Below are 26,757 nucleotides of genomic sequence, written 5' to 3' on the forward strand. Positions count from 1 at the left end.
AGAGAAACCCATGACGAACCCCGGCTGGGGCCCTTCGGCCGAGGGGGGCGGCCCCGCGTCCCAGCCGCGGTGCGTCCGTCACCCCGACCGCACCACGCTGCTTGCCTGCACGCGGTGCGGCCGACCCTTCTGCCCGGAGTGCCTGCGTCCCGCGTCGGTGGGGCATCAGTGCGTCGAGTGTGTCGCCACCGCGCAACGCTCCGCACCGCAGGCCCGAACGGTCGCCGGTGCGCCGGTGCGCACCGATCGGCCGACTCCGCTGGTCACCTACATCCTCATCGCGCTCAACGTCGTGATCTTCGGGATCACCGCCGCGCAGTCCGGCAGCGTGATGAACAACGAGCAGGCCTCGCGCCTGTTCCTGGATTGGGCGCTGTGGCCGCCCATGATCGCCGCCGATGGCGACTACATCCGGGTGCTCGGCAGCGGCTTCCTGCACTACGGCCTGCTACACCTCGCGGTCAACATGTTCGCGTTGTGGATCATCGGCCGCGATACCGAGTTGGTTCTCGGTCGTGCCCGCTATCTCGCCGTGTATGTGGTGTCCATCGTCGGTGGTTCCGCTGCGGTGATGTTCCTTCAACCCGACGCTGTCACTGTGGGGGCGTCGGGTGCCGTGTTCGGTCTGCTCGGAGCCCAGGCCGTCATCCTGCTGCGGTTGCGTCGTAGCCCAGCACCGGTGCTTGCGGTGGTGGCACTCAACGTCTTCATCAGCATCACGATTCCCGGCATCTCCCTGTGGGGACATCTCGGCGGCCTGGTCGCGGGTGCTGCCGCGACGGCAGCTCTGCTCTACGCCCCGCAGTACACGGGCGCCGGAACCGACCGAATCAAGATCGTCCGCACGGGGTGGATCGCGCTCGCTGCGGTGGCGTTGGTCTCGCTCGTACTCGTGGTGCTCGCAGTGCTGCGTCTGCGCTCTCAGCTGGGAGTGTGATCGGGCGCCAGTCCGTGCACCGCAAGCGCGTCGTACACGTCGCGTGGGTCCGTGCCCAGATCCCAGCGGCCGAAGATCATCAGCCGCTCGTCGCCGGTTCCGGGTTCGAGCGTGTCGATTTCGAGCATCGGGACCCGCCGACCGAGTCGCGGGTATTCCACGATGCGTACCCGGTGCAGTGTCGCGCGCGGGAATTCACGACGACCGGACAGGCGCGTGGTCGCAATTCCCGACGCCTGCCCGTCGGTGTCGCCGAGGACCTCGAGGCGGGGCCGCTGGCGGGCAGCCGAGAACGCCATCGAAAGAACGAGTAGCGCAGCGAATCCGATGAGAATCCGGCCTACTGCGTCGGGAACGGCGAACACCGCCGCCACCGCGAGGACCACTCCGCCGGCTGCGAGGGCTGCGACAGCGACCGGGGGAGTGGACCATTCGAGTGGAGCTCGATCGGTCATGCCACTACGTCCGCACAGTTGTGCACAGGGTTCTCCACAGGTGGGGATGAATTACAGCGGTGTAATCCAGCGTCATCGGCGGTCGTCAACGCCACTTCATCGTCATGATCAGGCCCGCCACCATGAAGCCGAATCCGATGAGGAAGTTGTACGCACCGAGGCTGTTCATGAAGGAAATGTGCTCTGCGGCGAGGTAGTACACGATCAGCCACAGCAATCCGATGATCATCAGGCCGAGCATCACCGAGACGTAGATGGAGCTCGACGGCGCGGCCTTGACCTTCACCGGAGTACGGCTGACCGACCTCTCGACCGCGTCGTCCTTCTTCTTCCTGACCTTCGACTTGGGCATGGTGTCCTCGCTGGTACGACTCCGCCTCCTGCAGGCCGGCAGAGTAGGTTGGGCATCTACCTGTGCTGTACACGCTAACGCAGTAGCCGAAAGGGAGGTTCGACGTGTCGAACGGTCGGCTGCGCACTCTGGCCTGGGCGTCCGCGACACTGGTCGTGTGCCTCGTTGCGGGGCTGCTGCTCGGCACCACCCGCGGTGTTTCCGACGGTAGTGAATTGCGCGCGAGTGACTCGCCCCGCCTGTCCGACCTCGTTCGTGTCGCGCAGGCCGAATCGGATGATCTCGCTGCCACCCGTGACGCACTGGCCACGCAGGTCGCACAGCTTCAGAGCAGTGCGGCCACCGACGACGACGAAGTCGCTGCCGTGCTCGACCGGATCGCCGCACTCGAGGAACCTGCGGGACTGACCGAACGGCAGGGCGCCGGTGTCACCGTCACCTTGACCGATGCGCCGCGCGACGCCGACGGCCGGTATCCGGCAGGCGCCTCGCCCGACGATCTCGTGGTGCACCAGCAGGACGTGCAGAGTGTGCTCAACGCGATGTGGGCCGGTGGAGCGGAAGCCATCTCCATGCAGGATCAGCGGATCGTCGAGACCTCGGCCCCCCGCTGCATCGGCAACACCCTCCTACTGCACGGTCGCACCTACTCGCCCCCGTATGTCATCACGGCGCTGGGGGATCCCGCCGCGATTGCGGCGTCGCTCGATGCCGAACCCGGAGTGCGCTTGTACAAGCAGTACTCCACGCGCTACGGATTGGGCTTCACACAGCAGGTCGGTTCCGAACTCACTGTCCCCGCCTACACCGGCGGAGCCGCGGCACGATAACTCGGTGAGTACTCTGCTCACCATGCGCATTCTCGTCGTCGACAACTACGACAGCTTCGTGTTCAACCTCGTGCAGTACCTCGGTCAGCTCGGAACACGAGCAGAAGTGTGGCGCAACGACGACGAGAGGCTGACCGCGCCCGGTGCGCTCGAGAAGGTCGTCGACGAGTTCGACGGCATCCTGCTCAGCCCCGGCCCCGGCACCCCGGAACGCGCCGGAGTCAGCATCGACCTCGTCAAGGCCTGCGCCGCCGCACGCACCCCGCTGCTGGGCGTGTGCCTCGGCCACCAGTCGATCGGTGTTGCATTCGGCGGAACCGTCGATCGTGCCCCGGAGCTTCTGCACGGGAAGACCAGCCTCGTGCATCACGACGGTGCCGGTGTCCTGTCGGGCCTGCCCGACCCGTTCACCGCGACCCGTTATCACTCGCTGACGGTGCTCCCGGAAACGATGCCCGACGAACTCGTCGTCACCGGGCAGACCGACAGCGGTGTGATCATGGCGTTGCGGCACGCGGAACTGCCCATTCACGGCGTGCAGTTCCATCCGGAGTCGGTGCTCACCCAGGGTGGCCATCGCATGCTGGCGAACTGGCTTGCCGTGTGTGGTCGGGCGCCGCAAGAATCGCTCGTCGCGCAGCTCGAGGGTGAAATGGCCAGGGCGCTCGACGGTGGTGCCGCCTGACGGCCCCTATCGGATTCCGAGGACCCCGACTCCGACGCTCACGGTGTCGGACTTGGAGATCTCCGAACCGGGCGGCTGCTGCTGGGTGATGATCGTGCCCACGAGACCGGCATCGAGTGTGGCCTCCCGGGTCTGCACGAGCTGAGCAGCCGAGCCGGTCCAGCCTGCCGCGCGAAGCGCCGACAGTGCCTGCGACACCGAACGGTTGGTGAGCACGGGCATCTCGATCCGGTCGCCGTCGGAAACCTGGATCGTGACGGTGCCACCCGAATCGGTCGTGGCGCCGCCCGCCGGGCTGGTCGACACCACGGTGCCTGCCTTCTCGCTCGACTCGACCTGCTCGACGACGACCTCGAATCCGGCGCCCTCGATGTTGCCTCGGGCAACTTCCTGGGCCTGTCCCACGACATTCGGGACACGGACCTGCTCGGGCCCGGAACCGAGTGTGATGGTCACCGTGGCGCCACGGTCGATGTTCGCGCCCGCCGACGGCTTCTGCTCGACTACGGTGTCGACCTCGTCCTCGTCGGACGGCGCCCGCAACACATTCGGGTCGAGCCGCAGCCCGACCGAATCGAGTTGTTGCGCGGCCTTCTCCTGAGAGAGGCCGTCGAGCCGCGGAATCTGCACCTGCTCGGGTCCACTCGACACCTCGATGGTGACAGTCGAGCCCTCATCGGCCTGGCTGCCCGGTACCGGGCGTGTGTTGACCACGTTGCCTTCGGCGACCACCGTGTCGGGTTTCTCCTGCAGAGCCACCCTGAAGCCGCTGTCCTGCAGTTGGCTTTCAGCCTCGCTCGCCGCGAGATTACGGACGTCGGGAACGGCAACCTGCGCCGCGGTGGAGCCGGGGCCCAGCGACCACAGGAACACGCCGACGATGCCCACGACGATCACGGCCGCGACGCCGAGGAGGACCTTGCGCAACGTCGAACCGCCACCACCTCCGGACTCGTCGCCTGCAGCGACCCCGCCTGCAGCACCCGCTGCGGCAGCGGGACGGTAATGCCTGCCGGTGTTCTGATCGACCGAATCGATCAAAGTGGTGCGGTCTTCGTCGGTCATCACCATCGGCGCGCTGGGACGCTGGCCGCTGAGAACCCGGATCAGGTCGCTGCGCATCTCCGCCGCAGACTGGTAGCGGTTGGCGGGGTTCTTCGCCATCGCCTTGAGGATCACCGAATCCAGCTCGGGGGGAACCTGCCGATTCACCGACGACGGCAGCGGCGGATCTTCACGAACATGCTGGTAGGCGACCGCTACCGGTGAATCACCTTTGAAGGGGGGCTCGCCGGTCATGATCTCGAACAGCACGCAGCCCACCGAGTAGACGTCGGAGCGCGCATCGACCTGCTCGCCCCGCGCCTGCTCGGGAGACAGGTACTGAGCGGTGCCGATCACGGCGGCGGTCTGCGTCATCGGGCTCGACGCGTCAGAGATCGCGCGGGCGATGCCGAAGTCCATGACCTTGACCGCGCCTGCTTTGTTGATCATGACGTTGGCGGGCTTGACGTCACGGTGCACGATTCCGTTGCGGTGGCTGAAGTCGAGCGCCGCGCACACGTCGGCGATCACCTCCATCGCCCGCTTGGGCGCCATCGGCCCCTCGCCGCGCACGATGTCGCGCAACGTGTCGCCCTCGACGAACTCCATGACGATGTACGGGATCGGGCCGGCTTCCGTTTCGGCTTCACCGGTGTCGTACACGGCGACGATCGCCGGGTGATTCAGTGCCGCCGCGTTCTGTGCCTCGCGACGGAACCGCAGGTAGAACGTGGGGTCGCGGGCGAGGTCGGCGCGTAGAACCTTGATTGCCACGTCACGACCGAGTCGTAGATCCCGTGCCAGATGCACCTCGGACATGCCACCGAAGCCGAGGATCTCACCCAGCTCGTAGCGTGAGGAGAGCTTGCGCGGTGTGGTCATGACGTTCCTTGTGTGTCCGGCGGTGCGTTGTTCGTACCGTTGCTGGCTGCGGGCTCTTCGTCGCCTCCCGTACCTCCGTCGCCTTCTCCGCCACCGGAAGCGTCGCCCGGCGACTCTTCTCCTCCTTCGACGGGTTGCGTCGTGGTGGTGGCGGCGGTGGTTGTCGGTGTCGCGGTGGTCGTGGTCGGAGTTTGGGTGGTCGGAGTCGGAACCTCGACCGTGGTTGTCGGCTCTACTGTCGTCGGCACCTCGACCGTGGTCGTCGGCTCGAATGTCGGCGGCTGAGTCGGGACCGGGGGTGGGGCAGTCCATTCCGAGGTGGTCGTGGTCTGCGGTGCGCGTGTCGTCGTGGTGGGTTGCGGCTTCGTCGTGGTGATCTGCGTGGTCGGCGACTGCCCCGTGTCGGGTCCGTTCTCACCGTTGGTGAGCAGAACCACGCCCAGTGTGACCAGCGCAAGTACGATCGCCACGCCTGCGGCCCACGCGAGTGCGGTGGGGCTCGGCCCCTTCCGGTCGCCATCGCCGTCACCTCCGCCCGAAGCGGCGGCCGCAGCAGCATAGGGAGGTCGGCCGGTCGTCGGTGGCTGCGACGCCCCGGTGTACGGCCCCTGCGTGTACGCGGTCGGCGCATACTGCTGTGTCTGCTGAGACGACTGCATGGGCACCGTCGTGGTCGCCCCCGGAACACCCGGAGGCAACACTCGATTGGCGCTCGTCACCGGCGGCACATTGCCCGGCGGCGGCGCGGGCCGGCCGGACCGCACGGCCGACACGGCGTCGCCGAACTCGCCGCCGCTCGAGTAGCGGTACTTCGGGTCCTTCGTCATCGCGATGTCGATGAGGTCGTGGACCTCGGGCGGGAGATCGGCGGGCAGCGGCGCGGGAGTTTCCTGCACGTGCTTCATCGCGACGGTGACGACACTCTCGCCCAGGAAGGGGCGCCGTCCCGACAGCACCTCGTAGCCGACGGCCCCGAGCGAATACACATCGCTCGCCGAGGTCGCTTCCTGCCCGAGAGCCTGCTCCGGCGCGATGTACTGCGCGGTGCCCATGACCATCCCGGTACGCGTGACGGGCGATGCGTCGACGGCCTTCGCGATACCGAAGTCGGTGATCTTCACCTGGCCGGTCGGGGTGATCATGATGTTCCCGGGCTTGACGTCGCGATGCACGACACCCGCATTGTGCGCGGCCTGAAGGGCCCGGCCGGTCTGTTCGAGCATGTCGAGGGCCTGCGGCAACGACAGCCTGCCCACACGCGACAGGACCGCGTTGAGCGGCTCGCCGTGTACGAGCTCCATCACCAGATAGGCGACGGACTGTCCTTCCTCGTCGGTCGTCTCGCCGTAATCGAACACCCCGGCGATACCCGGGTGGTTGAGTTGCGCCGTGGTGCGCGCTTCGAACCTGAATCGGGTCAGGAAGTCCTGGTCGTGCGACAACTCGGCCTTGAGAACCTTCACCGCGACACGACGGTCGAGCCGTGTGTCCAGGCCTTCCCAGACCTGCCCCATACCGCCCGTGGCGATCAGTCGCGTGAGGCGATAGCGGTCGGCGACCATGGCGCCGCTGTACAAAGCCATGTCAGCCTCCCTGTATTCCGGCCGAAATCACGGCCCGTCCGATAGGCGCAGCCACCGAGCCACCGGTAGCGGCGAGAGCGCGATCACCACCGTCCTCGACGATCACGGCCACCGCCACTGTGGGCTGCTGAGCGGGTGCGAACCCGATATACAGCGTGTGAGGTGGGGTGTTGCGCGGGTCGCTGCCGTGCTCGGCGGTGCCGGTCTTCGACGCGATCTGAACACCGGGAATCGCACCCTGTCCACCCGACCATTCTTCGGAGCCGATCATCAAATCGGTCAGTGTTGCCGCGACCGAGGGGTCGATGGCCTGCCCGAGGGATTCGGGCTTGGTTTCCGCGAGGAGTGCGAGATCGGGCCCCTCCAGACGTTCGACGAGATACGGCTTCATGCGCACACCGCCGTTGGCGACGGTCGCGGCGATGACCGCGTTCTGCAGGGGAGTCAGTGCGACGTCGCGCTGACCGATGGTGGACTGCCCGAGCGCAGCCCCGTCGGCGATCTGCCCGACCGTGCTCTCCGCGACAGGCAACGGAATGTCCATGGTCTCCCCGATGCCCAGAGCTTCCGCCTGGTCGACCAGAGCCTCACGACCGGTGTTGATGCCCATCTCTACGAACGCGGTGTTGCACGAGCGTGCGAACGCTTCGCGAAGCGACACCGTCGGAGCGCCGCCGCAGGCAGCGCCGCCGTAGTTCTCGAGGGTGGTCGTGCTGTCGGGAAGGGTGATGTTCGGGGCGGCCGTGAACTGATCGTCCGGGGTGACGCCCGACTCGAGGGCTGCCGCCGTCGTCACCACTTTGAACGTTGAACCCGGCGGGTAGGTCTGAGAGATTGCGCGGTTGAGCATCGGCTTGTCCGGGTCTGCGTTCAGTTCGTCCCACGCCGCCGACGTTGCGGCACCGTCGTGTCCGGACAACCGGTTCGGGTCGTAGCTCGGCGTGCTCACCATCGCGAGGATCTTGCCGGTCGCAGGCTCGATGGCCACGACCGACCCGGTGTATCCCTTGGAGGTGAGTTCGTCGTACGCGACCTGCTGCATGGCCGGATCGATTGTCGAGACCACATTGCCGCCGCGCGGGTTGCGTCCCGACACCAGATCGAACAGCCGGCGTCCGAACAGCAGGTTGTCGGAGCCGTTGAGCAGTTCGTCCTCACTGCGTTCGAGGCCCGTGCTGCCGTACTGCATCGAGTAGAACCCGGTGACCGGCGCGTAGGCGAGCGGACTCATGGGCTGTGCGGGTGTCGACGGATATTCACGCAGGTACTTGTAGCGACTGTCGGTGGGGATCGACACGGCCAGCGCCTGCCCGGCAGCCGAGATCTGACCGCGCTGACGGGAGTACTCGTCGATCAACACCCGTGAGTTGCGCGGGTCGGTGCGCAGATCGTCTGCCTTGATGACCTGCACGTAGGTGGCGTTTGCGAGCAGGGCGACAACCATGAACATCACGGCCATCGCGACCTTGCGGAGCGGAGTGTTCATTCGCGCCCCATCATTTCCGTCTGCGCTTCCGCGATGGGCGTCATCGGCTTCTTACGCGGCTGCACGGGTTCGCGTGCGGCGTGCGAGATCTTCATCAGCAGAGCGAGCAGCAAGTAGTTCGCGAGCAGCGACGACCCGCCGTACGAAACGAACGGCGTGGTCAGGCCCGTGAGGGGAATCAGTTTGGTGACACCGCCGACCACGACGAACAACTGGACGGCGAGGGTGAACGACAGACCGGCGGCGAGGAGTTTGCCGAAACTGTCGCGCACGGCGAGAGCGGTGCGCAAGCCGCGGATGACGAGGATGAGGAACAGCAGCAGGATCGCGGCGAGCCCGATCAGGCCGAGTTCCTCACCGATCGCGGCGATGATGAAGTCGGTCTTCGCGAACGGCACCTGGGCGGGCCGCCCGCTGCCGAGACCCGTGCCTGCGACACCGCCGGTGGCCAGACCGAACAGCGACTGCGAAATCTGATATCCGGTGTTGCTGTAGTCGGCGAGTGGGTCGGCCCACGTCTGGACGCGGACGCGGACGTGACCGAACATCTGGTACGCGAAGACGAAGCCGACCGCGAGCAGCGAAAATCCGATGATCAGCCAGCCCACGCGTTCCGTCGCGATGTAGAGCATCACCAGAACGGTGGTGAACAGCAACAGCGAGGTGCCCAGGTCTTTTTCGAAGACCATGACGCCGATGGAAATGATCCACGCGGCGAGGATCGGGCCGAGGTCTCGCGCACGGGGAAAATCCATGCCGAGGAAGTGTTTGCCTGCCGTGGTGAACAGATCACGTTTCGCCACGAGCACGGAGGCGAAGAAGATGATCAGCAGAATCTTGGCGAATTCACCCGGCTGGATACTGAAGCCGGGAAGCCTGATCCAGATCTTGGCGCCGTTGACCTCGGAGAACTGCGACGGCAGCAACGCGGGGATCGCGAGGGCGATCAGCCCGATCAACCCGAGGGTGTAGCTGAAGCGGGCAAGCAGCCGGTAGTCGTGGAGGAACACGAGGACAGCGATGAACAGGGCTATGCCGATCGCGGTCCACAGCACCTGCTGGTTCGCGTCGGGCGACGGCATCGGCAGACCCATGTAGCGCGCGTTTTCCTGGTCGGCCAGGTCGAGCCGGTGGATCAGCACGAGGCCGAGACCGTTGAGCAACGCGACGATCGGCAACAGCAGTGGATCGGCGTACTTGGCGTACCGCCTCACCGCCAGGTGCGCGACGAGGAACAACCCGGCGTACGCGAGTCCGTACTTTGCGAGATCGAGCGTGAGCGCCTGCTCGAGAGAGGCCTCGACGAGCATCATCGACACCGTCGTGATGCCGATCGCGACGAGCAGTAGTCCCAGTTCGGTGTTGCGCTTCGTGGATTGAGCAGGGGCCGGAGCGAAACCACCGGGGGGGCTGGGAAAAGCCCCCGCACCATGGGTCACCGACATCAGGCGCCCACCCTGCAGTTCTGGCCGGGGACCTGGGGTACGGGCGCCGGTTCCGGCGCCGCCGTCGTTTCGATTCCGCCGTTTTCGGGCGCTTGTTCACCGGGTGCGGGTGCTGCCTCATTCGGGACGGGCTCGGCAGGCGGGGCAGGTGTCTCACCGGGCACGGGTGCTCCCGGTGTGGGTTCGCCGGTCGCAGGTGGTGTGGGTTCCGGGGCCGGGGCAGGAGCCGGCTCCTCGACCTTGCACACCGGAAGCAGATCCTGCTGCGCGAGGCGGGCCATCTGCACGCTCGCCTCGTCGAGCGTCCCGGACGGAAGGCCGGCACGAACCTGCTCTCGCGCGGCGGGCTGAAGGTCGTCGACCATCATCACGCGACACTGCGCGTCGGCCGGATCCACAAGGGTCAGCTCGCCCTCGTCGGTCACGCACCCGATACGTGCCGGCTCCTGCAGCGAGTAACCGAAGATGTTGCCGGGGAGACCGCGCAGCACGGTGACGCGCGCGTCATCGGCGCTGACGTAGTAGTTGTTCTGGATCATCTGCCGACCGAAGTACCCACCTGTGGCGACCAGACCGAGCACCACGAGCGCGATGAGCGGGGCCCACCACCGGCTACGACGCTTCTTCGGCTCTTCGGGCGCTTTGTTGATGACGCGCTTGGGTGTGGCGCGGGGCGGCCGCATGGCGGCGGCGCGACCGGCGGCGGTGTTCGGCCGGGGAGCTTCGTCCTCGTCCTCACCCGATGCTGCTCCGGCGACGATGGGGTTGCTCTGCCCGTAGTCGAGATCGATGACGTCGGCGACCACCACGGTGATGTTGTCGGGGCCGCCGCTGCGCAATGCAAGTTCGATGAGCCGGTCGGCGCATTCGTCGTGGCCGCCCTCGCCCAGGGTGTTCGCGATCGTCTCGTCGCTCACCACATCGGACAGGCCGTCGGAGCAGATCAGGTAACGATCCCCGGCGCGCGCTTCGCGCACCGTCAGGGTCGGCTCCACTTCTGCACCGGTGAGCGCGCGCATGATCAGCGAACGCTGCGGATGCGTGTGCGCCTGTTCCGCGGTGATGCGGCCTTCGTCGACCAGTGACTGCACGAACGTGTCGTCGCGGGTGATCTGGGTGAGCTGGTTGTCGCGCAGCAGGTAAGCGCGGGAGTCGCCGATATGCGCCAGGCCCAGCTTGCTTCCTGCGAACAGGATGGCGGTGAGCGTGGTGCCCATGCCGTCGAGTTCGGGTTCTTCCTCGACCTGATCGGCGATCGCGGCATTGCCCTCTCGAACCGCGTCGTCGAGTTTGCCGAGGAGATCTCCTCCCGGCTCGTCGTCGTCGAGATGTGCGAGCGCGGCGATCATCAGTTGCGAGGCGACCTCGCCGGCGGCGTGACCACCCATTCCGTCGGCCAAGGCCAGCAGGCGCGCACCGGCGTAGACGGAGTCCTCGTTGTTGGAGCGAACGAGGCCGCGGTCGCTGCGTGCGGCGTAGCGCAGTACAAGTGTCACGGGCGGAGCTCGATCACGGTCTTACCCACGCGCACAGGAGTGCCGAGGGGTACGCGGACAGCCGTGGTGACTTTTGCTCGGTCCAAGTACGTTCCGTTCGTCGAGCCGAGGTCTTCGACGTACCAATCGGACCCGCGCGGCGATAGTCGCGCATGCCGGGTGGACGCGTAGTCATCGGTGAGCACGAGTGTCGAATCGTCGGCGCGACCGATCATCACCGGTTGCGTGCTGAGCGTGATCCTGGTGCCCGCGAGGGCACCCTGCGTCACGACCAGGTACTTGGCGGTCTTGTTACGGCCGAGCGACGGCAATACCGACTGCTTGGGGGAGTAGCGCGGTAGTGGTCGCGCAGAACCGGCATAGATGTCCGAGCGCAATGCTCGTAGCACTGCCCAAACGAACAGCCACAGCAGGAGAAGGAAACCTGCCCGGCTCAGCTGCAGAATCAGCCCCTGCACGGCATGTCCTCCTTCGGCATGTGCGACCGGCGCGCGGTCGTCCGGTTCGGTGCGGTCACTCACAATACGGACATCGACCGACTCCATGCAGAATCAGATCCGCAGCTCGTGCTGCGGATGAGATCTGTGGATCCGGTGAGCCGGTTTTTCCGCTGGTCAGAGGATACGAACGAGGATTTCCGAGTGGCCTGCGCGGATCACATCGCCATCGGCGAGCTGCCAGTCCTGAACCGAAGCACTGTTGACGGTGGTGCCGTTGGTCGAACCGAGATCGGAAAGCATCGCGACCTGCCCGTCCCAGCGGATGTCGATGTGGCGGCGGGACACACCCGTGTCGGGAAGGCGGAACTGGGCGTCCTGCCCGCGTCCGATGATGTTGCTGCCTTCGCGGAGCTGGTAGTAGCGGCCGCTGCCGTCCTCGAGCTGCAGGGTCGCGGTCAGGACACGTCCGGCCGCTGCGGGAGGCTGCTGGTAGCCGCCGCCCGCATATGCCTGCTGCTGGTATCCCTGGTCGGGCTGCTGGTAGCCGGGATCGGCGTAACCCTGATCGGCGTAGCCCTGCTGGCCGTACGCCTGCTGCTGGTAACCCGGGTCTGCGTAGCCCTGGTCGTACCCCGCGCCCGCTGCGTACCCCTGCTGCTGGTATCCCTGGTCGGGCTGCTGGTAGCCGGGGTCTGCGTACCCCTGCTGGCCGTAGTCCTGGCTGTAGGCCTGCTGTCCGTATGCCTGCTCGGCCTGCTGCCCGTACGCCTGGTCTTGTGAATAGCCACCCTGGTCCTGCTGGTAGCCCTGGGCGCCGTAGCCCTGCTGGTCGTAGCCCTGCTGGTAGTTCTGCTGGTCGTAGGCCGGCTGCTCGTAGCCTTGAGCGCCGTAGGCGGCCTGCTGGTCGTAACCACCCTGGTCGTCGTACCCGCCGCCCTGAGGGGCGTAACCACCGTTGTAGCCCTGTGCGTAGCGCTGATCCTGGCCGCCGTGCGCGTGACCGTTTCGTGCGTACTGTGCTTCCGCCTCGGCGGGGTCACGGCTTGGTTCGTAGCCGGGGTTCTGCGTCATGGAGCCAACTCCTGGTTCGGGGGTCACTGTTGGACGGTTCTTCGGGGTCCGCTGTGACGGGACGTGCGTCGGTGGACGCCCTGCCTCAGGGTCGACCGAGCCGCGTGTCCGGAACTGCCCGGTGTGCAGTGCCGAAGACGACTCGAATACAACCTGGATTTCACCGTATGTCTGCCATCCCTGTTCGCGAATGAAGTCCTCAAGGTGACGCGCGAACGCCTTCACAGTCAAGTCCCGATCCGCCGCCAAGGCCTCGTGATCGGAGTCGCTGATGGTGATGACGTACTTGTTCGGGGCCAGCGTGTGGCCACGATCAAGCTGCTGGACGCCGTCGGTGGCCTCTTGTTGGAGGGCAGCTTCGACTTCCTGGGGGACGACGCCACCACCGAAGACGCGGGCGAACGCGTCGCCGATTGCTGCTTGCAGCTTTCGCTCGAAGCGTTGGGCGATACCCATGACGACCCCCTTTCCGGTCCAGCGTGTCGTGGGTGCAGATCTCGCTAGTGCATGGTATCCATTTTTGCTCGGATTCGACCGGGCGGATTACTCCGCGTGTTCAACCTGACATGTCGATGGGCGTGGCGGGAGCCCGAAAAGTTGCTCTGACCTCGTGAATCGGTGATTCGGTAGGCGCTGTGTTACTGTTTTCTGCGTTGCTCGGGCGAGTGGCGGAATGGCAGACGCGCTGGCTTCAGGTGCCAGTGTCCTTCGGGACGTGGGGGTTCAAGTCCCCCTTCGCCCACAGTGAGTAGTTCCACGAACTACGACGAATGAGGTCACGAACTCGAAAGAGGTCGTGACCTCATTCTTGTTTGCGGGTTGGTCGTCGACTTACGCGAATCGTCCCCGATCCAGCGTCGGGACGTCGATGGGAACTGTGTTGCGGCGGTACAGCCGCACCGAGCACTTGTCGACGGTGAGGAAATGGATCGGTTCCCAGTTGATTCCAGCGTCCTTCAGTGCCTTCTTGTGGGATTTCCACTCGTCGCGAAGCTGCTTCTTCTCGGTCGGGCTGAACGGGTGGTCGGTCAGTACGAGGAGGCGCACCCGCTTCGGCAACAGCGGCGATCCCTCGACGACCTCTAGACGAAACTGCTCGACGTCATCACACCACGCCTGCGACTTCTTGCACTTCGAGAGGAGCCTCCGTAGCGACTCGAATACCGGCCCTGCCAGTGCGTCGTGAACAGCGGGGCGGGAGAGTTTGCTGACGAGCCGCCGGCCGAGAATCAGCTCCTCCTCGATCGTGGCAAAGCCCTCGACGGGGTCATGTGCAGCGAGTAGGCCTTTGCTGACCGGGACAACCGCGCGCAGGTCCACAGCCCAGGCCGCTCCAACCGCGGGCGGCTGAGTCAGCCAGACGTACTCCGTCACCTGGTGGTCCTTGATTTGCTGGATCTTGTCCGTGGGGAAGGCCGATACGTCTCGCACCGGACACACGCTCACCAATGGGTGCCGCTTCGCGGGGCCACCCGCGATATCGCAAGTCTGCGAGACCACCACCGAGTATCCGGTGTCGCTCAGCAGCGCCGAACGCGCACGCACCCCACCCACTGCTGCGCCGGCGGACCGTTCGCCGGTCACGGGGTCGTCCTGCCACGCGGGAACGATCCAGGTTCCCCGGTCCATTTTGAGGAGATGACCCTGCCGCCACCGCTCGAGTGAGACAAGTGTGTCCGGATCCCACTGCTCCGGCAGGAGACGGTCGATTGTCAACGTGCGAATCCGTCCTCGACGTCTTCGGTAACCAAGGGCCCTCCGGAGCGGATGATCGGAGTGTCGATTTCCTCTGCGATTCCTTCAGCCACCGAAGTGCCGATCTCGCGCTGGGGGAGCGGAGTCCTGTCAACCGCCATGTCTACGAGGTCGTCGAACCTGGCGTCGAGCAGGGCATCGATCCGCTGCGGGTCGCCCCGGAGCCACCGAGCCAGCGGCTGATCGACGGTGTTGTGGAGATCGTCGACCGCATCCGCGAGCTCCCACAGTCGACCCAGGCTGGCGACACGAGGTCGGCTTCCAGCCGGCTTGTCCGCCCACGAATGGAAGGTCCGCTTGCGGATGCCGGTGGCCTTGAACATTTCCTTCTGTGTGAGACCAAGGTCGGTCCGGAGCTGTTCGAACGCATCGACGACGTCCGCGGTTTCGGTGACCTTTCGAGTCTCCGCTCGCACAGTGTCGATGAATGTGTATGGGGTGGTCATCCACAATGCCGAGCCCGGCAGGTCGGTCTTGCCGTCGACGTATTTGATGACGGCGACATGAACTTGTTCCCGGCGTGAGGTATCGAGCGCGCTGGAGAAGTGCGCAGCCACATTTCTCAGCCCAGATGAGGAACTCATCGCCATGAAGGTGCTGGACCAGTAGGTGTCCTCAGCGTGTACCGGGTGCAACCCCAGCCGATCGGACCTCGAGGACGACGACCGGAGTACCCGTGAGCCGGTCGGCTCGTACATGATCGTCATCCTTCGCCTCCCTCTCGAAGCTCCTTCAGGTATGCCTCGGTCACCGATGCCTGGAACAGGGACAGCGCGGTGCGGTTCAGGCGCTCGGCCGACATGACGACCTCCCGTACGTCGAATGTGAAGGAAGAGTGGCGGAACACGTCGGTGTCGAGAAGGTAATGCACGTTCTTGCCGGAATCGTCCTGAATCGGCCCATGGCGCAGCAACGCGCCGTGATGGTCGTCGAGGCGGATCTCCACCTGCTGTTGGGCGCCTCGGACGCTATTGCCGAAGATTGGGTTGAGCACAGGTCCGAGGAGGGTGTCATGGATCCGACCACGCCATGCCTCTGCGGAGTGGATGCCGCGGTCTTGGAAGCGGTCGACGTACCGCAGGCCGATGCGGTGCACCAGCGAAGGTTTGATCAACAGTCGGAGTGACTCGAGCAGAACGGTGAGCGGAGTTTTCAGGCTGGTGCTCCAACGCTCATAGCGGTTGATCTGGAGGATCAGGATGTCGGGCATGAGCGTGATGTGGCCGGAACCGTCCGCTGACACGACCTGCCACCCCTGCGATTCCGACGCCACCTGGGAGGCGCCGTTGGAACCGAAGTCGATCCGCATCTGCTGCTGGCGGGCTTGTTGGATGGTCGGGTAGTCGATCCCGGTGTTGTCGACGAGGTTGTCGCGAAGCGTGGCCGCGGCTTCTGGGGCGATCTCTTCTACGGGAGACGTGAAGCGAATCTCGATCACCGCGGCTTCGAGTGGGGCGTTTCCGAGCAGCGTGGGATCGGCAGGGCGGAGCTCCCCCAAAGGGATGTCCTCGGCAGGCTGAAGTGTGTGCGGATCGATCGTCATATGCGTCCCGTCCATTGAGATGCACCTTAGATGCACCTACCGACGAGTGTAGTCAATATGTCGAGAAGGGCAGCGGGAGCGGTAGGTCAGATGGACGCCTACTGGACCACTGCTCCGGCCGTCGAAGGTGGATCGAACCCAGCCGACCGATTGCACACTCGCATTGCCCCGGGACGGACTGACCGCGCGTACCCGGCAACCGGTCACCTCTCCACATTGATCTGTGTTCAGCTGAGCAGTGCAGTCAGCCAGGCGGCGACGAGCAGTACTTCCGGTCCGCGGAGCCATTGCCGGACCAGATCGACCGGAATCTGGCCGACAGCGGTTTCGAGGATCAGACCGTCGTAGCGGATCGACGGCCGCGTCCGTACCCGGTAGGCCGCACCACAGCCACCTGCCAGACCGATCACCAGCGTCGCCGCGGTACCACCACTCAGGAAAGTGGTCGACACGGCGACCAATGTTGCTGCGACGCTCGGTACTACAGTCAGCGGCAACAGGATCTGCCGGTCAGCGGAACCGAGTAATGCACCGAAGTCACGCTCACGCAAGATATCCCGTAGTCCCGCACTGAAGAGCATCGTGACGACGAACACCGCGGCGAGTTGCAGCACGGCTACCGCTGGTGGGGTCACCGCCATCGGCGCGACGGCCACAATGCCGACGACACTGCACGCCAACAGCAACGATACCGGTCGGCGACGGTGGCGAAGCAGGTCGGATTCGATGAGTGCCCGTGACAGACCACCGCGTATCGGGCGTGTCCGACGCCGTCCGATACGTTGCCAAGCCTTCTGTTCGAGCATCCCGAGTAGCACTGAAGGATCCAATGCGGTGACGGAGGCGGACACGGCCGCCGTGGTGCCTGCTCCGGCCGTCAGGTCCGCTGCTCCGATCCTGCCGCAGCACGCCACCGCGCAGGCCCCGACGGCCACGGCGGTCGCCCCGACTGCTGTGACAAGCCACCAGTTCATCGGCATGGGAACGTTCACCCCGGCGATCGCAGCGACAACGGCGGCGACTGACCCCAGCAGCGCAACCCGGATCAGGTCGGTCACTATGCGCAGCGGGAGTATCCGACACTGAGTAAGAACAGATAGCGCAACCACGCTGCAGCCGACAGCTGCCATGAGAACGGCGAATGGCACCCACGTCGTCAACGCTGCCGCGAAAGCTGCAATACGACCCACAAGCGCGCCGACCACTGCGCCACATCCGAGCGCAAGTGCTACTCGTCGGCGTAGCAGAGCGCCGCGATCGAGGGGCGCCGCTACCAGCCAGAAACCGAACTCGGCACTGGTGCTCACCGGACCGATCGCCCGCACGAAAGCGAGCCCGACCGCCGCAGCGGCCGCGGTAACAGCCCATCCCCACGTCGATGTCCACGGCTGCCCGGTGACCCACACGTTCAGCGGGGTGAGCACGGTCGGTGGCAGCGTGAACAGCCACCACAGCAGGCCGGCACCGACGTACAACCCGAGTGTCCCGAGCACGAACGTCGCGGCACGACCGCCGACCGGCGTGTGCTGTCGTTCGAAGTCACGGATGAGCATGCGGATCGACCGCACCGAAACGGCGCTGCGTGTCATCACCATGAGTCTGCCTCGACGACCTGATCGGCGACTGTATCCACCAGGACGCCGTCGTGCGAGACAATCAATACTGTTCCGCCTGAATGTTTTTCGTCGATGAGGGCAGATGCCAGCCATGTGCGACCGGCCTCGTCGAGATGTTGTTCCGGTTCGTCGAGAACCAACAGTCGTCGGGGCCGGACGAACGCCGACGCCAACGCCAACCGGTGACGCTGACCGCTCGACAAGGTCACCGGGAGTTGGTCTGCTACCGGTAGCAGACCGACGTCTGCAAGGACCTGTGTTGCCGCTTCGAACGGGTCGGGGACCTCGTGACCGGTCGCGACGAGTTGTAGGTGTTCGTGTGCTGTGAGGTGAGCGAAGGTAGGCACCTCGCCGAACACCGCGGCGACATTCCTGCGGAACGCCGGAGAGGTTTCGTCGACTGATGTGCCATCGATTTCGATGGCGCCGTCGTCGAGACGATCGGCTCCGACGACGCACCTGAGCAGAGTCGACTTGCCTGCTCCGTTTGCGCCGACCACGGCACAGCATCGGCCGACGGCAACGTCGAAGCCGACTCCGGCCAGGACCGTCACATCTCCGAACCGACGGTGGGCATTGCGAATGGACACGGCGGGTACGCCGTGCAGATCAGGGGTGTGCATGAAGGGGTCTCCACTCATCCTCGGCAAGGCAAACACAGGGTGAGGAGGGACCGTCGAACAGTGAGATGGATCGTTCTGCGGTCCCCGCTAAGGGGAACCGGGCGCGCGCGGACGGGGCCGACCTGCGGTGTCGGGGTGAGAGTGTCGGCGGAACTCACCGTGTAGACGTTGTTCCTCGCCTGTAGGGCCTCGAATGCTCCTACCGAAGGAAAACAGCGGATCGTCGACACGGACGGCGAGCAACAGTGTGGTGACAGCGACGACCGCAACCAGCAGACTCGCCAGCAACGCCGAGGTGTCTCCGGTGGAGATCGCTGCGACCGGCACGGCCAACGCGACAATCCAGGACAGAACGAAGAAAGCTACCTCCGCCCCGTTCCTCCACCCGTAACACACCCTCGTGAGTCTATTCGGCGCCGAGGCCAGATGCACCTTGCCAGGCCTGATTTCGGTGGCCGTCACCGTCCGGCGCCGTGTCGTCACATGCCTGAACACATGTTCGAGTTGACGCGCGTCACACCACGTGGGACCATCCCTGCACCGACCTGAATACAGGTCGACCCCGGCTGGTGGTGGAACACCGAACCGGGGTCTGGGCACACGACAGATTGGACCTGTCATGCACCGTAGGGTGGAGTCTATCCACACGCCCCCAGGGGGCGCTTCTCATGGTTCGGTCTTCGATACCGACCTTCTTCTTCACACCCCGCCGGGGTCTTCGCTGACGTCCTGACTTCGTGAGCCTCTCGACCTACCCGTCGAGGGGCTCAAGGTGTTTGTGCTACGACGTGTGCGCGGGCCGGTCCGGTAGCCGCGGCACGTCGGGCATTCGTCGCTCGCCTCCCAGAGTCCGACGTCAGCGCTTCGACGCTGCGCGCAGGGGTGTCATTCCCGTGCGTGAAACCGACTGGGCGCCAGTATCTTCGTCTCCGCAGCTGGCGGTGGAGCACCCGCTCGTGAGGGTCGACACGAACGACCGGGTCCAGCGTGAGCCGCACGTCTTCTGCGACGTGGGGCCAGAAGCGTTGGCCGAGATGGTCTATCGGGGTATGGCGACCGGGCAGCTGTGGGGAAGGGGCCGAAGGCAAGCTCAGCGACCCGTAGGGTCTCCGCTACCGCCCTCCACCAGACGGGAGATTCCGTCGAGCATCGTCGCGAGTGCCGTGGTGAACAGGACGTCGAGATCGAAGTCCCCGGTGGCCCCGAGGAACACCTTCGCCGAATACGGGTACGGGCCGGATTCGATGAGCGCAGTGCCGCGGTCGTGATGGCGGCGCATCCAACGGTCCTGGTCCATACCGGTTTCCGCCTGTTCGTACGCCTCCGTCTCGAGGCTGGCGGCCGTGCCGTGTACCAGATTGAACAACGCGATGTGAAGGACGAACACGCGGTCGGGGCTCAGCCCCAGTTCGGAGAGCACCCGCAGGTTCCATTCCGAATAGCGCAGCTGGTTCGGCCCCGCATAGGGCCGTGTCAGGGACGAAGTGCGCGCCAGCCACGGATGTCTCCGGTACACACTCCACAGCGCGGCCATCGACACTTCGAGTTGCTGCCGCCAGGTGCCTTCCGGTACGTCCGGGAGGGTGATGTCCCCGAAGGCTGCGTCCCGCATCAGCAGAAACAGCTCCTCCTTGTTCACGACGTGCCGGTACAGCGACATGGGCGCAAGGTCGAGCTCGGCGGCGATGCGTCGCATCGACACGGCCGCGATGCCCTCGGTATCGGCGATCCGCATGGCGCACCGCACGATCAGTGCTCGCCGCGTGAATTGTAGGACGGCAGGCTCGGTGACGTCGGTGGAGGTCACGGAAACCACGGTGCCGACGCCGGGCACCACTTCGACAAGGCCGCGACTGCGCAGTTCGGCCAATGCCTTGGTAGCGGTGGCCATGGCGACCCCCCACTCGGCGACGATCTTCCTGGTCGACGGAACGAGCTGCCCAGGACGAAGGGAACCCGAGACGATGCGGTCGCGCAGCGCTTCGGCGATCTGTAGGTAGGGCGGGTTCATCGGGCTCCTCCAGCTGTACTAGTGCAGTGCGCACATCTGTCCTGAATGTTCAGGGCCGTACTAGTGCACTGACTCCGAGAATCACTGTTTTCGCTGTTCAGATCACTAGTAGTGCGCATGCGTACATCGTAGATTCACCAGTGGGCCCCAGAACAGTCGAACGGCCCGACAAGACGAGAAGGAGTCGAGATGTCGCACCGCCGTAGCGCCCTCATCAGCGGAGCCGGAATTGCCGGACCCGCCCTCGCCTACTGGCTCAACGAATACGGATGGCAGGTCACGGTGGTCGAAGCCGCGCCCGGCATCCGACCCGGCGGACAGACCGTCGACCTCCGCGGCGCCGGAAGAACCGTCATCGAAAGGATGGGGCTCATGCCGGCAGCCCGCGCGGCATGCGTGGAACAGAAAGGGATCGCCTGGGTCGACGCCTCGGGCAGGCACCGCTCCGAGATGCCCGTCGACGCGTTCGGCGGCGACGGCATCGTGAGCGAGGTCGAAATCCTCCGCGGGGATCTTGCGTCGCTTCTGTACTCGGCCGCAGATGATCACGTCGAGTACCTCTTCGGTACTCGCATCACCGCGCTCGACGACAACGGCGACGAGGTGACGGTCACGCTGTCCGACGGCACCGTTCGCACCGTCGATCTCGTATTCGGCGCCGACGGCCCGCATTCGGCGGTGCGCCGCACAGTATTCGGGCCCGAGAAGGACGTCGTGCATCCCGTCGGTGGCTACACCGCCTGGTTCACTGCGCCGAGCACGTCGATGGACACACAGGGCTGGTACGAGATGTTCCAGGCCCCAGGCGGACTGGTCGCATCGATCCGCCCCGATACCGATCCCACGCGAATGAAGGCATCACTGGCATTCGCATCCGAACCCCTGATGTACGACCGCAACGATATCGACGCTCAACGCAGCCTCATCGCCGAACATTTCGCCGGTACCGGCTGGCACGCACCACAGTTGGCCGAGGCGGCGCGCACCGCCGAGGACTTCTACCTCGACGCGCTCGTCCAGGTGCGGATGGACAGCTGGACGAGCGGACGCGTCGCGCTCGTCGGGGACGCCGGCTACTGCCCCTGCCCGCTCACGGGCATGGGAACCAGCCTGGCACTCGTGGGTGCGTACGTCCTCGCCGGTGAATTGGCAGCAGCCGACGGCGATCACCGCCGCGCCTTCGCGCGTTACGAGCAGGTCCTGCGCCCGTACGTGGAGCAGGGGCAACAGATGCCGGGTGGTGGCATGAAGATGTATGCGCCGAAAAGCGCCTTCGTGATCGGCCTCGGTCAGATGCTCAACCGCGCCATCACCAGTCGCGTCCTCCAGCCGCTGGCGCGGAAGATGTTCTTCTCCCACGCGGAGAACATCGAACTCCCCAACTATTCGACCGCGCGCGAACAGCAGACGTCCGAACAGTAGCGATCCACCCGGTAAGGGGATCGATGACAGGTCACCCGCCCGCGCGCTCGGCGAGGCTCAGCCCGACCAGCAGCACCACCACGATCGTCGTGGCACCGAGGAGCGGCCACACCCACATGCGTGCTCGCCGTCGCGCTGCACGGACGATACCCGCAACAGTGCCGATGCAGGCCACAGCAATTCCTCCCCACGTGACTGCGAATGCGGCGGTGAGATAACCCTCCTGGCAGCCTTCGGGGCCGCACGAATCCATCCCCATCGGAAACAGCATGGAGAAGAAGAACGCAACGGCCGCGAAAACGATGGTCACGATGACGAACAGAACGGTCACGGCGGTATCGATCGTGGCGGGAGCGGAGCTGCGCGGGTCTTCGTCGCCGCGGCTGTGGCTCATCGAAGTCATACGTCCATTGTCGGTGCTGCCGACGCGCTGTCCTGAGTGGTTCTACCCGAGTATCGAAGTGGCGTCTGCCGTGATCCCCGGGCACTATCGAATGCGACGAAGGGATGACCACAGTGGTGAACGACGCGGATCTCGCACACCTGCATCGATGCATCGAACTCGCTGAGGAATCATTGGTCGCAGGCGACGAACCATTCGGCTCCGTACTTGTCGGCGCCGATGGCCGAGTCCTCGCAGAAGATCGCAACCGAATCGCCGACGGTGACCGCACTCGGCATCCCGAATTCGCACTTGCCAGGTGGGCAGTGGAGAACATGACGCCCGACAGTCGCGCGGGCGCAACCGTCTACACCTCGGGAGAACACTGCCCGATGTGCGCAGCTGCGCACGGGTGGGTCGGTCTCGGCAGAATCGTCTACGTCGCATCGTCTCGGCAGCTCACCGAGTGGCTCGAGGAAATGGGCGTTCCACCGGCGCCGGTGCGGCCCCTGGCGATCCACGAGGTCGCGCCCGGCGTCATCGTCGAGGGTCCGGCACCGGAACTGGAGGACGCGATCCGTCGGTTGCATCGCCGATGCCACCTCGGTGAGTGAAAAGTGTGCGGAAATCAGGGCGCCACGGGATAGTGGCTGGTGATCGCCACCCGATTCCACGCGTTCATCACGATCGCGAGCCAGCTCACCGCTGACGCTTGTTCGGCGCTCAACGATCCGTCGTCCCACGCATCCGTCTCCGGAACGGGCAACCGGGTGACCTGCTCGGCGAGGGCGAGCGCGGCCCGCTCCTGAGCTGTGAAGTACTGAGACTCCCACCAGGCCGCGACCACGGCCAGCCGGTCGGTCGTCTCACCCTTGTCCAGTGCGTCGCGCGTGTGCATCCGTAAGCAGAATGCGCAACCGTTGATCTGCGATATTCGGATCTTGACCAGTTCGGCCAAGAGCGGATCCAGACCCGCGTTCTTCACCGCGGTCTCGGCTTGCTCATTGAGACCGACCAGTTGCTGGTACGCAGCCGGATGCAGCTTGCTGAGGTTCACATCGCTCATCTGTCGCCCTCGTGTTCGTGCTGTGCTGAGAATGCGCGGGACTGCGCTGACAAACTAGCCGAATCGCCGGTGTGCCGTGGGCCGAATCGTATTCGAAGCGAATGAAAACGTTCCGGGGAGCACGGTGGAAGTGGAGGATGGCGGGTGCCGTCGTCTCCCGAACAGTGACCTCCGAAGGATTGGAAGGTGAGCATGTCGATCGTCGTCGTTGCGGGTAATCCCAAGCCCGGCTCTCGAACTCTCGATGCCGGAGTTCGGCTTGCGACCGCACTGACCGGCCGGGAACCCGACCATGTGATCGACGTGATCAGCCTCGGTGCAGGTCTTCTCGGGTGGGGTGACGAGGACGTTGCTGCCGCTGTGTCGACTGTTTCCGAGGCCGCTCTGGTCGTGTTCGCCAGTCCGACGTTCAAGGCAACCTACACCGGTGTGCTGAAACTGTTCCTCGATCAATTCGCCACCGGCGACGGATTGCGCGATGTCGTCGCGGTACCGCTCATGCTTGGCGCAGGCCCGGCGCACGCACTCGCGCCAGACCTGCTGCTCAAGCCGGTACTGGTGGAACTGGGTGCGACGACACCGGCGCCAGGGCTGTATCTCCTCGACTCGACCTATACGACGGACAACGCAATCGCCGATTACGCCGAACGTTGGGCGCGGGGGGTGACTGCGGCAGTCCGCACGGAGGCGTCTTGAACGCACTTCGACCACTTGGCCGTGTTTGTCCGTTCTTCCACACCTGGGGATAAGTGTGTGAGCAATGTGCACGACGATCCGCACTCTTTCAGCGCAACGCGGTGTCCAGAACGGCCATGAGTTGTGCAGCACGGCTTCTGCTGGTCGGTGCCGTTGGGTACCGGCACAGAACGTCGATCAACACCGGAGTTGCTCGCATGCGCGCCTTCTCGATCATCTCGTGACCGACGGCCGGGTCGTCGCCGGCCTCGATCTCTGCGATACGTGCCGCATTGGCTGCCGCCCGAAGGATGTGCCCGACCTGGTGGGCTTTCGCGATGGGATGCAGATAGGCCGCGGCGGCGGCGTCGCCTGCGGCTTGTGCGGCCAGTCGCGCGACCTCGGTGGGAGCGTCCGCGGCTGCGCGATGCGCATCCATCGAGGTGATGCGTTGAAGTTTCGTTCGGCGTGCACCGCCGATGAACTCCCAGGCAGCGTCCAAGGCGGCACGAGGTCGAGGATCGTCGGGCCTGACGGCCTCGAACCGGGAGAGCACCTCATGCGCGGACTCGGCGACGTAACGAGCAACCACCCGCAATTCGTCGTGTGTCAGTTCGAAGTCGCCGGTCACCGACGTCATGGCTCGGTCCTCCCTCGTCGAACTCGCCCGATCGGCACCGCGCCGCCGTCAACCGACCCACAATGGGTGACAGCATGTCCGTCGTCGACGAAGGGATGTCCCAGTGGATCGATACGAACTCCCGCAAACGGTTCGCCGATCGTCGAAGGAGGTGCAGGAACTGTACGGTACTGCCTACGAAGCAGCGGTCAAGCGGGTCGGGGAGGGCGAGGACGCCGAGCGTGCAGCCTACGGGGCGGTCAAGGAGAAGTACGACCTCGAGAACGACCATTGGGTGCCGAAGCAGGATTGATATTCGGCAGCTGTAGACGCCGGATACGGTGAGGTGTATGAGCGCTGTTCCGAGCCACTGGATTCCGCACCGTCGCGAGGACGGTGAAGTCATCGGTTGGATCGACCTGGAGTCACAGGAACCGGAGATGATTCCCATCGACCGCCTGGGCCGGCCCCTCGAGCCGGTCTCCGACTGGACGACGGCCGAGGAAGTACTCGAAGACCGTGGCCTTCGATTCCTCATGAATCGGTTCCATTACGACGGACATACAGTGCGGATCAGGCACCTCTACGACGACCGGGTGATCGTCACGACCGCGGTATCCGATGCTGTCGGTGATGTCGGGCAGGAGTTCACGCTGCCATTCCCGGTGGGCACGGACCTCAGTGAGATCCGAACGCGCTGATCGGGCGGTCACTATGCCGGTGGCAGACCCAGCGCATCGGCGAGCAGCGGCCACGACTGATGGAACGCGTCCTGCCAGTACCCCCACGAATGAGTACCTCGAGGCTGCAGGTCGAATGTCGCGGGAATGTCGAGTTCGTTCAAGCGGTTCTTCAGGTTCGTCGTGCACCAGTGCACCGCCGCCTCGATCACACCACCGACCACGACCTGGTTCGCCAGCGCAAGCGCCTGATCCTCGACACTCGCATCCGGTTCTACGACCGTGAACTCATTGCCGAGAGTTTCGTGCGGTCCGGGCAGGCCGGTGGCGTCGGAGATGAACAGCTTGGTTCCGCGCAGGCCCTCGGCGTTGACCACCGGATCGTTCTCCACCCACGCCGGATCGTCGTCCTCGCCCCACATGTTGCGCACATCGCCGCCGCCCCATGTCTCGACGACGAGTTTGACGAACTCCCTGCCGATGGGGTCCGACGTTTGTGCGCACCCGCTGTAACCCGCTGCTGCGGAGTAGAAGCCCGGTTTGGCGATCGCGTATTGCAACACGGCGGTGGCAGTCATCGAGTTCGCCGCGATGGCCTGTATGCCGTTGGTGCCCAGCGCGGCATCGATCAGCGGCGGAAGCTCCTCGAGGAAGAACGTCTGCCACTTGTTGAGACCGAGGTTTGGATCTTCCCGTTTCCAGTCGGTGTAGTACGAGAATGCGCCGCCGATGGGCATGACCACGTTGACATCTTGTGTTTCCAGAAAATCGCCGACGTCGGTGTTGGCCCACCACGTTGCGGCATCGGTACCACCTCCGGCACCGTTGACCAGGTACAGCACGGGCCGGGCCTGGGAGGCGTCCCGTGGTCGCTGGACCCGGACGGGGATGTTCTTGTCCATCGCTGCGGAATAGACCTGCAGTGTCAGATGCTGTCCGTCGATCTCGCTCGAGACGATCCGGGAGTCGTCCGGCGACACCGGGTCTGCGAGCAGTGATTGTGTCGCAACGATGGGGTCGTTCGGCGGTTGCTCCTGTGCGAATGCGATGCCGCTACCGGCAGCGGCCGCCACCATCGTCGCGATTGCTCCGGAGACGACGATGCTCTTGACTCTCCCTTTCGATATCGACCGCATCTCGGTCCTTCCTCTAATGGTTCAGCCGGCGAGAGTTCCGTGCAGCGCGAGTGTGATGAGACCGAGTATCGACATGGTAGCCATGATGCCCCTCCACCCGCACTTCATTCGACATCGTGAAGTGTTGCCCGGCCGTGTCATTGGTTGTAACGCAGTTCTCTCGACCGCGATACGTAGTTGCACTGTCAAGATCAACACAACGTCACAACGTAGAGGGGTACTTCATGCTCAGAAAACTCGCTCTGGTCGGTGCTGTGGCTCTGTCGCTCGGCTTGGGTTCGGTGGGTACTGCTGCTGCGGAACCTGTGTCACCACTTCCGGTCATCGACAACTGGGGGTGTGAAGCGGAACCACTACGGTGCCACGTTCTCAACCCCCTGCTGGCGATTCTCATTGGAATCGCGACCGGCTCGGCCGACGGCGGTGGCCTTACCGGCCCGTAATCGGGTCCAGCGGCGCACCAGGAAGAACCCTGCCTGGTGCGCCGCCGGGGGCGATGACTTTTGCTGACGCGCGCAGTCTC

28 protein-coding genes and 1 tRNA gene are annotated in these 26,757 nt (G+C 65.0%); 10 read left to right on the forward strand and 19 right to left on the reverse strand.

The window, feature by feature from the left end:
• The first annotated feature begins 10 nt into the window (after positions 1-10).
• Positions 11-937: a rhomboid family intramembrane serine protease gene (locus HCA61_RS15660; RefSeq protein WP_169689103.1), complete on the forward strand. Its 927-nt coding sequence runs from the start codon at positions 11-13 to the stop codon at positions 935-937.
• Here HCA61_RS15660 and HCA61_RS15665 read toward each other — a convergent pair.
• Together HCA61_RS15665 and crgA are read right to left on the reverse strand one after the other, a co-directional pair.
• Complete coding sequence (locus tag HCA61_RS15665; protein WP_169689104.1) at positions 922-1,392, reverse strand: PH domain-containing protein; 471 nt, start codon at positions 1,390-1,392, stop codon at positions 922-924. The two genes, HCA61_RS15660 and HCA61_RS15665, sit on opposite strands and share 16 nt — an antisense overlap.
• A gap of 85 nt (positions 1,393-1,477) precedes the next feature.
• Positions 1,478-1,744, reverse strand: a complete 267-nt coding sequence (gene crgA, locus HCA61_RS15670) for a cell division protein CrgA (protein WP_169689105.1) — start codon at positions 1,742-1,744, stop codon at positions 1,478-1,480.
• A gap of 104 nt (positions 1,745-1,848) precedes the next feature.
• Between crgA and HCA61_RS15675 the strand changes: the two genes are divergently transcribed.
• Both HCA61_RS15675 and HCA61_RS15680 read left to right on the forward strand, forming a co-directional pair.
• Positions 1,849-2,574, forward strand: coding sequence for a DUF881 domain-containing protein (locus tag HCA61_RS15675; protein ID WP_169689106.1), 726 nt, complete (start codon positions 1,849-1,851; stop codon positions 2,572-2,574).
• A 22-nt stretch (positions 2,575-2,596) separates the two neighbouring features.
• Positions 2,597-3,259 carry an aminodeoxychorismate/anthranilate synthase component II gene (locus HCA61_RS15680; protein WP_169689341.1) on the forward strand — a complete coding sequence of 221 codons (663 nt, stop codon included), beginning with the start codon at positions 2,597-2,599 and terminating at the stop codon, positions 3,257-3,259.
• A 6-nt stretch (positions 3,260-3,265) separates the two neighbouring features.
• Here the strand turns inward: HCA61_RS15680 and pknB are convergent, their stop codons facing one another.
• From pknB to HCA61_RS15715, 7 genes are all read right to left on the reverse strand, one after another.
• Positions 3,266-5,185 carry a Stk1 family PASTA domain-containing Ser/Thr kinase gene (gene pknB, locus HCA61_RS15685; protein ID WP_169689107.1) on the reverse strand — a complete coding sequence of 640 codons (1,920 nt, stop codon included), beginning with the start codon at positions 5,183-5,185 and terminating at the stop codon, positions 3,266-3,268.
• Positions 5,182-6,768: a serine/threonine-protein kinase gene (locus HCA61_RS15690; RefSeq protein WP_169689108.1), complete on the reverse strand. Its 1,587-nt coding sequence runs from the start codon at positions 6,766-6,768 to the stop codon at positions 5,182-5,184. Before HCA61_RS15690 ends, pknB begins: the two co-directional genes overlap by 4 nt.
• A gap of 1 nt (position 6,769) precedes the next feature.
• Positions 6,770-8,254 (reverse strand): penicillin-binding protein 2, encoded by a 1,485-nt coding sequence (locus HCA61_RS15695; protein ID WP_169689109.1) that lies wholly within the window; start codon positions 8,252-8,254, stop codon positions 6,770-6,772.
• The gene (locus HCA61_RS15700) at positions 8,251-9,699 is read right to left on the reverse strand and encodes an FtsW/RodA/SpoVE family cell cycle protein (RefSeq protein WP_169689110.1); all 1,449 of its coding nucleotides are present in this window, start codon (positions 9,697-9,699) and stop codon (positions 8,251-8,253) included. Before HCA61_RS15700 ends, HCA61_RS15695 begins: the two co-directional genes overlap by 4 nt.
• Entirely contained in the window at positions 9,699-11,195 is a 1,497-nt protein-coding gene (locus HCA61_RS15705; RefSeq protein WP_169689111.1) for a PP2C family serine/threonine-protein phosphatase, read from the reverse strand. The genes HCA61_RS15700 and HCA61_RS15705 overlap by 1 nt, the downstream gene beginning before the upstream one ends.
• Positions 11,192-11,653, reverse strand: coding sequence for an FHA domain-containing protein (locus HCA61_RS15710; RefSeq protein ID WP_054713680.1), 462 nt, complete (start codon positions 11,651-11,653; stop codon positions 11,192-11,194). The genes HCA61_RS15705 and HCA61_RS15710 overlap by 4 nt, the downstream gene beginning before the upstream one ends.
• Before the next feature lie 156 nt (positions 11,654-11,809).
• Positions 11,810-13,162 (reverse strand): DUF3662 and FHA domain-containing protein, encoded by a 1,353-nt coding sequence (locus HCA61_RS15715; RefSeq protein ID WP_169689112.1) that lies wholly within the window; start codon positions 13,160-13,162, stop codon positions 11,810-11,812.
• A 203-nt stretch (positions 13,163-13,365) separates the two neighbouring features.
• Between HCA61_RS15715 and HCA61_RS15720 the strand changes: the two genes are divergently transcribed.
• Positions 13,366-13,448, forward strand: a tRNA-Leu gene (locus HCA61_RS15720).
• Positions 13,449-13,537: 89 nt separating this feature from the next.
• Here the strand turns inward: HCA61_RS15720 and HCA61_RS15725 are convergent.
• From HCA61_RS15725 to HCA61_RS15750, 6 genes are all read right to left on the reverse strand, one after another.
• Complete coding sequence (locus HCA61_RS15725) at positions 13,538-14,422, reverse strand: hypothetical protein (protein WP_169689113.1); 885 nt, start codon at positions 14,420-14,422, stop codon at positions 13,538-13,540.
• A complete protein-coding gene (locus HCA61_RS15730) occupies positions 14,419-15,168 on the reverse strand; it encodes a hypothetical protein (protein ID WP_169689114.1) in 750 nt (249 codons plus the stop codon). Before HCA61_RS15730 ends, HCA61_RS15725 begins: the two co-directional genes overlap by 4 nt.
• Positions 15,165-16,019, reverse strand: a complete 855-nt coding sequence (locus tag HCA61_RS15735) for a TIGR04255 family protein (RefSeq protein WP_169689115.1) — start codon at positions 16,017-16,019, stop codon at positions 15,165-15,167. Before HCA61_RS15735 ends, HCA61_RS15730 begins: the two co-directional genes overlap by 4 nt.
• A gap of 212 nt (positions 16,020-16,231) precedes the next feature.
• On the reverse strand, positions 16,232-17,593 hold the full coding sequence (locus tag HCA61_RS15740; RefSeq protein WP_169689116.1) for a DUF6297 family protein: 1,362 nt from the start codon (positions 17,591-17,593) through the stop codon (positions 16,232-16,234).
• Complete coding sequence (locus HCA61_RS15745) at positions 17,593-18,243, reverse strand: ABC transporter ATP-binding protein (protein ID WP_169689117.1); 651 nt, start codon at positions 18,241-18,243, stop codon at positions 17,593-17,595. Before HCA61_RS15745 ends, HCA61_RS15740 begins: the two co-directional genes overlap by 1 nt.
• 1,090 nt (positions 18,244-19,333) lie before the next feature.
• Positions 19,334-20,254, reverse strand: a complete 921-nt coding sequence (locus tag HCA61_RS15750) for a GntR family transcriptional regulator (RefSeq protein WP_169689118.1) — start codon at positions 20,252-20,254, stop codon at positions 19,334-19,336.
• Between the two features lie 189 nt (positions 20,255-20,443).
• Between HCA61_RS15750 and HCA61_RS15755 the strand changes: the two genes are divergently transcribed.
• Entirely contained in the window at positions 20,444-21,676 is a 1,233-nt protein-coding gene (locus tag HCA61_RS15755) for an FAD-dependent monooxygenase (protein ID WP_169689119.1), read from the forward strand.
• Between the two features lie 31 nt (positions 21,677-21,707).
• Here the strand turns inward: HCA61_RS15755 and HCA61_RS15760 are convergent, their stop codons facing one another.
• Positions 21,708-22,079 carry a hypothetical protein gene (locus HCA61_RS15760; protein ID WP_169689120.1) on the reverse strand — a complete coding sequence of 124 codons (372 nt, stop codon included), beginning with the start codon at positions 22,077-22,079 and terminating at the stop codon, positions 21,708-21,710.
• A gap of 113 nt (positions 22,080-22,192) precedes the next feature.
• On the opposite strand from HCA61_RS15760, the gene HCA61_RS15765 reads away from it, so the two are divergent.
• Positions 22,193-22,672, forward strand: a complete 480-nt coding sequence (locus HCA61_RS15765) for a nucleoside deaminase (RefSeq protein ID WP_247274108.1) — start codon at positions 22,193-22,195, stop codon at positions 22,670-22,672.
• A 14-nt stretch (positions 22,673-22,686) separates the two neighbouring features.
• On the opposite strand, the gene HCA61_RS15770 is transcribed toward HCA61_RS15765, so the two are convergent.
• Positions 22,687-23,124, reverse strand: coding sequence for a carboxymuconolactone decarboxylase family protein (locus tag HCA61_RS15770; protein WP_169689122.1), 438 nt, complete (start codon positions 23,122-23,124; stop codon positions 22,687-22,689).
• A 192-nt stretch (positions 23,125-23,316) separates the two neighbouring features.
• On the opposite strand from HCA61_RS15770, the gene HCA61_RS15775 reads away from it, so the two are divergent.
• Complete coding sequence (locus tag HCA61_RS15775) at positions 23,317-23,820, forward strand: NAD(P)H-dependent oxidoreductase (RefSeq protein ID WP_169689342.1); 504 nt, start codon at positions 23,317-23,319, stop codon at positions 23,818-23,820.
• Between the two features lie 88 nt (positions 23,821-23,908).
• Here the strand turns inward: HCA61_RS15775 and HCA61_RS15780 are convergent, their stop codons facing one another.
• Positions 23,909-24,439: a putative immunity protein gene (locus HCA61_RS15780; protein ID WP_169689123.1), complete on the reverse strand. Its 531-nt coding sequence runs from the start codon at positions 24,437-24,439 to the stop codon at positions 23,909-23,911.
• 103 nt (positions 24,440-24,542) lie between these two features.
• On the opposite strand from HCA61_RS15780, the gene HCA61_RS15785 reads away from it, so the two are divergent.
• The gene (locus HCA61_RS15785; RefSeq protein ID WP_169689124.1) at positions 24,543-24,731 is read left to right on the forward strand and encodes a ChaB family protein; all 189 of its coding nucleotides are present in this window, start codon (positions 24,543-24,545) and stop codon (positions 24,729-24,731) included.
• Positions 24,732-24,768: 37 nt separating this feature from the next.
• Complete coding sequence (locus tag HCA61_RS15790; RefSeq protein WP_169689125.1) at positions 24,769-25,119, forward strand: hypothetical protein; 351 nt, start codon at positions 24,769-24,771, stop codon at positions 25,117-25,119.
• Positions 25,120-25,130: 11 nt separating this feature from the next.
• On the opposite strand, the gene HCA61_RS15795 is transcribed toward HCA61_RS15790, so the two are convergent.
• A complete protein-coding gene (locus HCA61_RS15795; protein WP_240959604.1) occupies positions 25,131-26,234 on the reverse strand; it encodes an alpha/beta hydrolase family protein in 1,104 nt (367 codons plus the stop codon).
• Positions 26,235-26,458: 224 nt separating this feature from the next.
• Between HCA61_RS15795 and HCA61_RS15800 the strand changes: the two genes are divergently transcribed.
• Positions 26,459-26,677 carry a hypothetical protein gene (locus HCA61_RS15800; protein WP_169689126.1) on the forward strand — a complete coding sequence of 73 codons (219 nt, stop codon included), beginning with the start codon at positions 26,459-26,461 and terminating at the stop codon, positions 26,675-26,677.
• The last annotated feature ends 80 nt before the right edge of the window (positions 26,678-26,757 follow it).

Origin of the sequence: Rhodococcus sp. HNM0563, from assembly GCF_012726195.1 — a bacterium.
GTDB lineage: Bacteria > Actinomycetota > Actinomycetes > Mycobacteriales > Mycobacteriaceae > Rhodococcus.